The organism is Dolichospermum sp. FACHB-1091 (assembly GCF_014697585.1).
Classification (GTDB): domain Bacteria; phylum Cyanobacteriota; class Cyanobacteriia; order Cyanobacteriales; family Nostocaceae; genus Dolichospermum.
In genome coordinates this window covers 71,653-80,629 of sequence record NZ_JACJSB010000021.1, presented here as the reverse complement: position 1 = coordinate 80,629, position 8,977 = coordinate 71,653, and the positions used below count along the sequence as shown (strand labels likewise).

5 protein-coding genes are annotated in these 8,977 nt (G+C 40.8%); all 5 read left to right on the top strand.

Annotation, left to right across the window (positions count from 1 at the left end):
- Window positions 1-3,258, top strand: a 3,258-nt coding sequence (locus tag H6G25_RS21255; protein WP_347239195.1) for a N,N-dimethylformamidase beta subunit family domain-containing protein, incomplete at its 5' end; no start/stop codon positions are given.
- A 33-nt stretch (window positions 3,259-3,291) separates the two neighbouring features.
- Entirely contained in the window at window positions 3,292-4,938 is a 1,647-nt protein-coding gene (locus tag H6G25_RS14435) for a glycosyltransferase (RefSeq protein WP_190393076.1), read from the top strand.
- Between the two features lie 39 nt (window positions 4,939-4,977).
- Window positions 4,978-6,006, top strand: a complete 1,029-nt coding sequence (locus H6G25_RS14430; protein ID WP_190393075.1) for a glycosyltransferase family 8 protein — start codon at window positions 4,978-4,980, stop codon at window positions 6,004-6,006.
- Window positions 6,007-6,016: 10 nt separating this feature from the next.
- Window positions 6,017-7,057 carry a hypothetical protein gene (locus tag H6G25_RS14425; protein WP_190393074.1) on the top strand — a complete coding sequence of 347 codons (1,041 nt, stop codon included), beginning with the start codon at window positions 6,017-6,019 and terminating at the stop codon, window positions 7,055-7,057.
- A gap of 88 nt (window positions 7,058-7,145) precedes the next feature.
- Window positions 7,146-8,936: an ABC transporter ATP-binding protein gene (locus tag H6G25_RS14420; protein ID WP_190393073.1), complete on the top strand. Its 1,791-nt coding sequence runs from the start codon at window positions 7,146-7,148 to the stop codon at window positions 8,934-8,936.
- The last annotated feature ends 41 nt before the right edge of the window (window positions 8,937-8,977 follow it).

Sequence of the window (8,977 nt, the reverse complement as noted above, 5' to 3'; positions counted from 1 at the left end):
AACTATCAGTGGCAACAGAGCAGCAACGGTACTACCTGGACAAATATTACCGGAGCTACTAGCCAAAGACTGACTCTGGCTCAAGCACAGGTGAATCAGCAAGTACGAGTCAGGGCTACTTACACTGATGCTCTCGGCAGCAGTGAAAATCCCATCAGTACAGCTACTACTAACGTTGCTAACATCAATGACGTAAGTATCGTTTCTGTTAGCGGTTTAACATCACAGGGTAACACTCTGACAGCAAATGTTGCCGATGCCGATGGATTAACGGGTGTAACCATTAACTATCAGTGGCAACAGAGCAGCAACGGTACTACCTGGACAAATATTACCGGAGCTACTAGCCAAAGACTGACTCTGGCTCAAGCACAGGTGAATCAGCAAGTACGAGTCAGAGCTACTTACACCGATGCTCTCGGCAGCAGTGAAAATCCCATCAGTACAGCTACTACTACCGTTGCTAACATCAATGACGTAGGTATCGTTTCTGTTAGCGGTTTAACATCACAGGGTAACACTCTAACAGCAAATGTTGCCGATGCCGATGGATTAACGGGTGTAACTATTAACTATCAGTGGCAACAGAGCAGCAACGGTACTACCTGGACAAATATTACCGGAGCTACCAATCAAACATTGACATTAGACAGTAGCCTGGTAGGTCAACTGGTTAGAGTAAATACAACCTATACAGATGCCCTCGGTGGCAGCGAAAATATCTTGAGTTTGGCGAGTAGCCCGATTTCGGCTCTCCTAGAGAGCATTTTTACCTCGACGACAACGCCAACCCAACCCAACTTTACAGATGGACAGGGGGTGGACTATGAATTGGGAATGAAATTTACTAGTACCAAAGCCGGACGGATTCAAGCCATTCGTTACTACAAATCTCCCAGTGAAACCGGCACTCATGTAGGTCGCATTTGGTCAAGTACCGGCACTCTGCTGGCCAGCGTGACCTTTACGAATGAAACGGCTTCCGGTTGGCAACAACAGGCTTTGTCAACGCCTGTGACGATTCCAGCCAATACGACCTATGTAGTTTCAGTTAACACCAACGGCTATTATGCCCATACGCCAAATGGATTTCCTACTGCAATTACCAATGGCGACCTCACGGCACCCGTCGGGGCTGGAGTATATAATGAAACTATAAACGCATTCCCTACTCAGGTTTATCAGAACGGAAATTACTTCCGCGATATTGTCTTTGCTCCCACTGCCCCAAATCCCAATAACAAACCTGGTACAGTCAGCATCAGTGGCACGGCAACGCAAAACCAAACCCTGACAGCAAATGTTGCCGATGCCGATGGATTAACGGGTGTAACCATTAATTATCAGTGGCAACAGAGCAGCAACGGTACTACCTGGACAAATATTACCGGAGCTACTAGCCAAAGACTGACTCTGGCTCAAGCACAGGTGAATCAGCAAGTACGAGTTAGGGCTACCTACACCGATGCTCTCGGCAGCAGTGAGAATCCCCTCAGCACAGCTACCTCTGCTGTGGTTAACGTTAATGACCCCGGTACGGTGATCCTGAAGGGTAGTGCAACAATTGGTTATACTCTAGACGAAACGGTTTTTGATAACGATGGGTTGACGGGAGTAGCGATTAACTATCAGTGGCAGCAGTTTTTCAACAGTAGCTGGACAAATATTGCTGGATCAATAGCAAAGTCTCTGACGCTAACAACGGCTCTTTTAGGACAGCAAGTCCGGGTGTTGGCAAGTTACATTGATAACCTGGGCAGTAGTGAAAATGTTGCCAGTGCAGGGGTAACTGTTGCTGCTCAAAATGCGATCGTTGTAGAAAACCAAAAGACAGGAACAACCGCTTGGCAAATTCCTAGCACTAGTCAAGCAACCACTGAGATTGTTGGTTATGGTGACGCAACAAGCATCAATAAAGGACAAGCCATTAATTTTAAAGTCTCCCTTGCCCAAGCTGGACAGTACCGGATTGATGTCTATCGGTTGGGCTACTATGGTGGTACAGGAGGTCGGCTCATTACTAGTATTACCGGGCTTAATGGTGTCGTGCAAGCCGGTCCAACGATTGATTCAAATACTAGATTAGTTGAGTACAAATGGAATACCTCCTATACTTTGCAAACTGGTAATGACTGGACCAGTGGGCTTTACTTTGCTAAGTTGACTGATAGTAGAACGGGTAGGCAGAATTACATCCAGTTTGTGTTGCGGGATGATAATCGTCCGGCTGATATTGGTTTCCAGGATGCCATTGCCACAGCGGCAGCCTATAACAACTATGGTGGTTACAGCCTTTATGGCTTCAATAGTTCCGGTGGACAACGCGCCTATCAGGTCTCCTTTGACCGACCATTCCAGTACAATACCTCTTCTGCCTCAGAACAGTTCAACAATACGTTGACCTGGGAGTACAACATGACACGCTGGCTGGAATCTCAGGGCTATGATGTCTCCTACTACACTAACCTGGATGTGAGTATCAATCCCTTGCAATTGTATTCTCAGAAGACATTCCTCTCTGTGGGTCACGATGAGTATTGGTCAATGGAACAGCGTAATTATGTTGAACAAGCGCGAGATAATGGCACTAACTTGGCATTTTTCTCAGCTAATACTGCCTATTGGCAAGTCCGGTTTGAGCCTTCCACTAGCGGACAAGCTAACCGGGTAATGACTGTCTATAAGGATACGTCGGGGATTGGTACAGGTGCTGCACTCGACCCCATTGCCCAAACTAACCCTGCTGCTGCAACCACGCTGTTCCGTAGCCCTGAAGTCAATCGCCCTGAGAATGCTTTACTGGGGGTTGCATACACTGGGGATCTTGGTTCCGCAGGTATTTACCAAGGTTTTGACTATGTGGTGAGTAATGCCTCTGATCCTTACTATGCCAACACCGGACTTCAGAATGGGGATAAACTTACAGGTTTGGTAGGTTACGAGTGGGATGCCGTATTGAACAACGGCTTTACCCCAGCGGGACTAGTTGTGTTATCACAATCACCAGTTCAACCCCAAGGTGCACTTCCACCTCTTCCTCCAGGAACTAATACAACGATCGCAAATGCGGTGCGTTACACAGCAGCCAGTGGGGCAAAAGTCTTCTCTACCGGCTCGATTCAGTGGGTGTGGGGCTTAGATAGCGCAGGTGTCACGAATCCTCGGGTTGATTCCCGCGCACAACAAATTGCGGTCAATGTTTTTCTTGATATGGGGGTTAAACCTCGAACTCCTTCGAGTGGAATTGTTGTGGTTTGATTTATCAAAAATCAATAATTAACAAGGAATTATATGAAGCAGATCGTTAACGATACATTTACTCTTTGGCAAGAAGAAGGTCGTAGGGTTATTCCTCAAAATTTTGAGGTATTTCGCAGTCTAGTTACCCAGGCAAAAGACTCTATGGATTGCGGCAAGTATAATATGGCGGCTGTTTACGGTGAAATGGCAGCTAGTTATGCCAGCGGAAAACATTGTGGTCTTTTTATTAGCCAAGAGCTTGAACATATTCTGCTTTCGATTGGAAGAAAAGCGATACGAGGTAGTATTGATTCTATTAAAAGAAGTTCTTTCTATGAGACACCAAAGAACGTTTTGCATATCGCCACGTCAATGGGATCTATTGGTGGGCATTCCAGAATGCTTTGGCGGTGGATTAAACAAGATACTGAACGTTCTCACTCTCTTGTATTAACACGGCAAGCACCGAAGGTAGTACCACAACTTCTGAGAGATTCTGTATTCAACAGTGGTGGTCAGATATACTTACTAAATACAAGAATTGGCAATATTATCTCTTGGGCAGACTGGCTGCGAAAAATTGCCATTAATTTTGATCTGATTGTGTTACATATTAATAGTGCTGACGTTGTTCCGATTATTGCCTTTTCAGAAAAAGAACACCTTCCGCCAGTTATTTTTATAGATCATGCCGATCATCTTTTTTGGCTAGGAGCAAGTATTAGTGATCTTGTTGTTAGTCTTCGTGGGTCAGGTATGCGTTTAGCACAGGAGCGTAGGCATATAGAGCCAAAACGAAATGTGTTGCTGCCTATCATTTTGGAACCAACTCAGAGAATACTTTCTCGTGCAGAAGCAAAGCGACAATTAAATATTCCTGAAGACAGCATTTTACTTCTCTCTATCGCTAGGGCAATAAAATACAAAACTATCAATGGCATTAGCTTTGCTGACGCACATCTGCCATTACTAAAACAGTATCCGCAAGCCATCTTGATTGTTATTGGTCCGGGTGAAAGTGAAGATTCGTCAGATGCAATTGGCCAAACCCAAGGCAGAATTAGAGTTCTTAAAGAAACTGAACATACGAGCGTGTTTTACCAGGCTGCGGATATATATGTAGACTCCTTCCCATTTGTCTCGAGTACATCGCTGTTGGAGGCTGGAAGCTATGGTGTTCCCCTTGTTAGTCGCTATCCTTACCCCTCTGAAGGAAGTGGAGTTCTCGGCGCTGATATGCCTGGTATAACTGGCAATCTGATCCGTGTACAAGATATTGAAGAGTACACAGCAGTTCTATCACACTTAGTGAAAGATGCAGAATTTCGGATATTTTTAGGGGAAGCAACACAACGTAAAATTGCAGAAACCCACATAGGAAATGGCTGGCAGAATTCCCTTAATCAGATTTATTCCTATGTTTCTACTAAACCTAATGTTCCTGTAACTACAAATGTGCCAGATGAGATGTATTTAAGTGAGCCAGATGTCTACATGAAAAGTATACATGATATCCAAATGAATGCTGATCAACTGATTCAATGGCATTTGCCACTGATGCCTTTTGGTGAAAGACTAAACCATTGGCTTCATCTGTTGAAAAAGCATGGCTTGCGTAATAATCCAATCAACCTCTTGTTACCTGAATGGTTTAGATCACGATATTACTCTTGGTTGCATTCTTCTCAATCATCTTAGTTTCTGAACAATACAATAAATTTATTTAATAGTATTACCATGTTTGTAGATACTAATAGCTTAAGTAGCGAGAACGACTCGAATTCTCCTCAAGTAAACGACCCTATTATCCTAGTTTGTGCTGCTGATGATAAATATGCCATGCCTCTAGCAACAATGACTCGCTCCGTACTTGAAAATCTTCAAAGAGATCGCAGGATCAGTTTTTATATCATTGATGGAGGCATTACAAAGAAAAACAAAGAAAAAATATTAAAAACGCTGAACAACACAGGATGCGAGGTTTATTTTCTATCTAACCACAGTTCTTACTTTGATGAAAGCTTCAAGGAATCTGTAAGATATACCATAACTGAAGGTCAAGCTAAAAAGCACCTCACTATTGAAGCTTATTATCGATTGCTAATTCCCGAACTTTTGCCTCAGAAGTTTGAAAAGGCAATTTATCTGGACTGTGATTTGGTCGTCAACGGAGACATAAATCAACTATGGGAAATTGATTTAGGAGATAAATATCTATTAGCTGCACCTGATATATGGATACACTCAGTATCGGCTCATAATGGACTTTTAAACTATCAGCAATTAGGTATAAAGGATAAACATACCAAATATTTTAATACAGGTGTACTTGTTATTAATGTCAAGAAATGGCGGGATGAAGAATTTCTAAAAAATGCCACAGAATATCTTAAGCAAAATAAAGAATATATACGCTTTGCAGATCAGGATATTTTGAATGGGCTACTTATAGAAAAATGGGGTCAACTCGATCCTCAATGGAACGTTACACCTGGAATTTATGAATACTCTTCCTGGGAAGTAAGTCCGTTTTTAGAAAATGTCTACAATAGCTTAATTAATAAGCCTTATATCACACATTTTGCATCAGCAGCAAAACCTTGGAATTCTCGTAATGCAATATTTAAGGAGTATTTCTATCACTATATAGATAAGACAGAATGGAAAGGTTGGCGATTCACTTTCTGGAAAGAACTTCAGCTTAATCTTGCTTACAAATTCCAAAAACTAAAAACAGTGATTTATAAATCAATAATTAGCAAATAGGAAAACATTCATGTCCCCAATTTATTTTTATATTCCTGAAAGTAAATTACTTGCTGGCAACTTACCCCAAAATGCCAGTTCTTTCTGGCAGTGGTTGTCTTCTCACCCTTCCATATCTCCCATGCAAAGTGGTGGTTGCTTTTGGACGTTACAAACCTATCTTTACCTCAATGACTATGGTTTTCTTTGCAAGCTAGTAGAAACTATGCCTGATGAGGGTATTGTTTTATCTCACCGTGATTTTCTTGATGATTCTATACAGCCAGGTTCAAAATTACTGCTGGTTTGTTTGCGAGCAGATGTAGACAGGCATCCCTACGCGCAACTCCATGTGGTTCAAAATCCTTATCAAGCAATTCCTAGCGGGTTTATGACACTGTGGGAAAGTCACTTTATCCCCCATTGGCCACAGCCTTCTATTATTCCTCGGAATCCACAACGGGGCCATACCTTTGAAAATGTGACTTTTTTAGGGAATGAAGTCAACTTAGTCTCTGAATTTTGCGATCGCTCTTGGTATGATCATCTTCAATATTTAGGGTTGAAATTTCAGAAGAAGTTGAATCATCATGAATGGCATGATTACAGTGATATTGATGTAATTCTAGCCATAAGAAGTTTTGGTCGCCAAAATGATTGGCGAGGAAAACCTGCCTCAAAACTTTATAACGCATGGCACGCAGGTGTACCAGCAATTCTAAGTTATGAATCTGCTTTTCAATCTGAGCAAAAAAGCGATTTAGATTACCTGGAGGCAACTTCATTAAATGAAGTTATTTCATCTCTCAAACAGCTTCAGGATAATCAGGAACTGCGCCAGGCAATGATTGAAAATGGCTGGCTTCGTGCCAAGGAAACACACCCAGATAATATGGTCAAAAAGTGGCAAGATTTTCTGATTAAGGTTGCAACACCAACCTATAAAAAGTGGTGTTCAATACCTCATTGGCAACAGCAGATTTTTTTTAATGCACGACGCTCATTTATGGAATTACGTCCAAGCTATTACCGCTTAAAGACACAATTATCTAATTTTACACATAAACTTTAATAATAGCCTTGGTCTATGTTTTGCTAAGCCAAAAATTAGGTTTATTAATACATCTTTGTAAATTTAATTCATCTGAGATTAATCACTAATGACTCATTTTCTTACCAAGCTGTTATATATTACAAGAGGCAGTCACAAATCGCTCATAGCGATGCTTTTTCTATTCATCCTTGTTTCTGGCTTAGAAGTTTTTGGAACCGGAATGATTGCTCCATTTATTGCGATCGCTATCAATCCAGATACAATCAAAAATATTTATTGGTTAGATTTAATTTACAAAGAATTGCATTTTAACTCAGAACAGCAATTTTTGATTTTTCTAGGATTAGTAGTTATTATTGCTTTTTATCTAAAAGCATTCTTGGCTTTTAATGCTCAAAAAACAGTGTTCAAATTTAGCTCTGACTTAAAAAGAAAACTCTCTTGCAAGCTTCTAAAATCATATATCGAAGCTCCTTATAGCTACCACGTGCGGATTAATTCAGCAACACTTATTCAGAATATCACTAACACAACAGATGCAGTTTCTATTGGTGTAGTATCTACATCTTTGACATTTATCTCTAATACTGTAATCGTCCTGGCATTAATGCTGCTTTTAATCAAAACTAATGCGATCGCCTTAATTCTTATTGCGGTGCTGCTACTTATTTCTTTTGGATTGTTGCATCCAATGAAAGAGCGTTTAGCTCGTTGGAGTAAAGAGGGGTTTCATGCTTATGGGGAGATGATTCGGATTACAAATCATGGATTAGGGGGATTGAAAGAAACTCGTGTAATTGGTTGCGAATCCTATTTTCAAAATCAGATGGAGGAGCAATCAAAAATTTATGCCGAAAGTAGCACTTTAGCTTCAGCCTATGGTAATCTTCCCCGCTTTGTACTTGAACCGTTAATGATGAGTTTCTTAATAGGCTTTACATTTTTATTTATCACCTTAAATCAAGATAAAACGCAAAATCTGACTGGGGTTTTAGGAATTTTTGCGCTCGCTTCAGTTCGTCTGCTACCAGCAGTTGGAAATTTAATTTCTGGAATTAATGTGATTAGAGGTAACATTTATTCTCTTGATCGGCTATTCTTTGATTTTAAAGAGTTGGAAAAAGAAAAGCTGATAACTAACTTTGATTCTGCTAGAGTTTCTAACAAATTATTGCCAAAAGGGCTGCAAACATTTCGGTTTGCTGATAAAGTTATTTTAGATAAGCTCACTTTTCAATATCCAAACACTACAAGAAATGTACTAGAAGATATTTCCCTATCTATTCGCAAGGGAGAGTCTATTGGACTAATTGGTAAGTCTGGTGCTGGTAAAACAACTTTGGTTGATGTTATTCTCGGTCTTTTTATCCCTCAATTGGGAGATATCAAAGTTGACGGAGTTTCAGTTTATAGCGATTTACGCTCCTGGCAGAATATGCTTGGCTATGTTCCCCAATCTATATTTTTGATTGATGATACCCTTGAGCGGAATATTGCTTATGGAGTTCCTGATCATTTAATTGACCAAAATAAATTAAAGAAAGCGATTGCAATGGCTCAACTTAGCGAAGTAGTTGACCAACTTCCAGACGGACTGAAAACTATTATTGGTGAACGGGGAGTTCTTTTATCGGGAGGACAACGCCAAAGAGTTGGGATTGCACGGGTACTTTATCACGAAAGAGAAATATTGGTTTTTGATGAAGCAACTGCCGCTTTAGATACTAAAACAGAACATCTGATTAGTGAAGCAACAAAAGCTTTAGCTGGTAGTAAGACAATCATTATTATTGCTCACCGTCTTTCCACAATTGAGCATTGCGATTGTATTTATCAACTTGAACAGGGTCGAATTCTCAAATCAGGCAGTTACCAGGAAGTGATTGTAGGCAGATAATAAATTATGTCATTTTTCATCCGATTTAAAAATTATCTCCG

Coding starts and splice junctions, on each gene's coding strand:
- H6G25_RS14435 (WP_190393076.1), top strand. CDS start 3,292: ATGAAGCAGATCGTTAACGATACATTTACTCTTTGGCAAGAAGAAGGT.
- H6G25_RS14430 (WP_190393075.1), top strand. CDS start 4,978: ATGTTTGTAGATACTAATAGCTTAAGTAGCGAGAACGACTCGAATTCT.
- H6G25_RS14425 (WP_190393074.1), top strand. CDS start 6,017: ATGTCCCCAATTTATTTTTATATTCCTGAAAGTAAATTACTTGCTGGC.
- H6G25_RS14420 (WP_190393073.1), top strand. CDS start 7,146: ATGACTCATTTTCTTACCAAGCTGTTATATATTACAAGAGGCAGTCAC.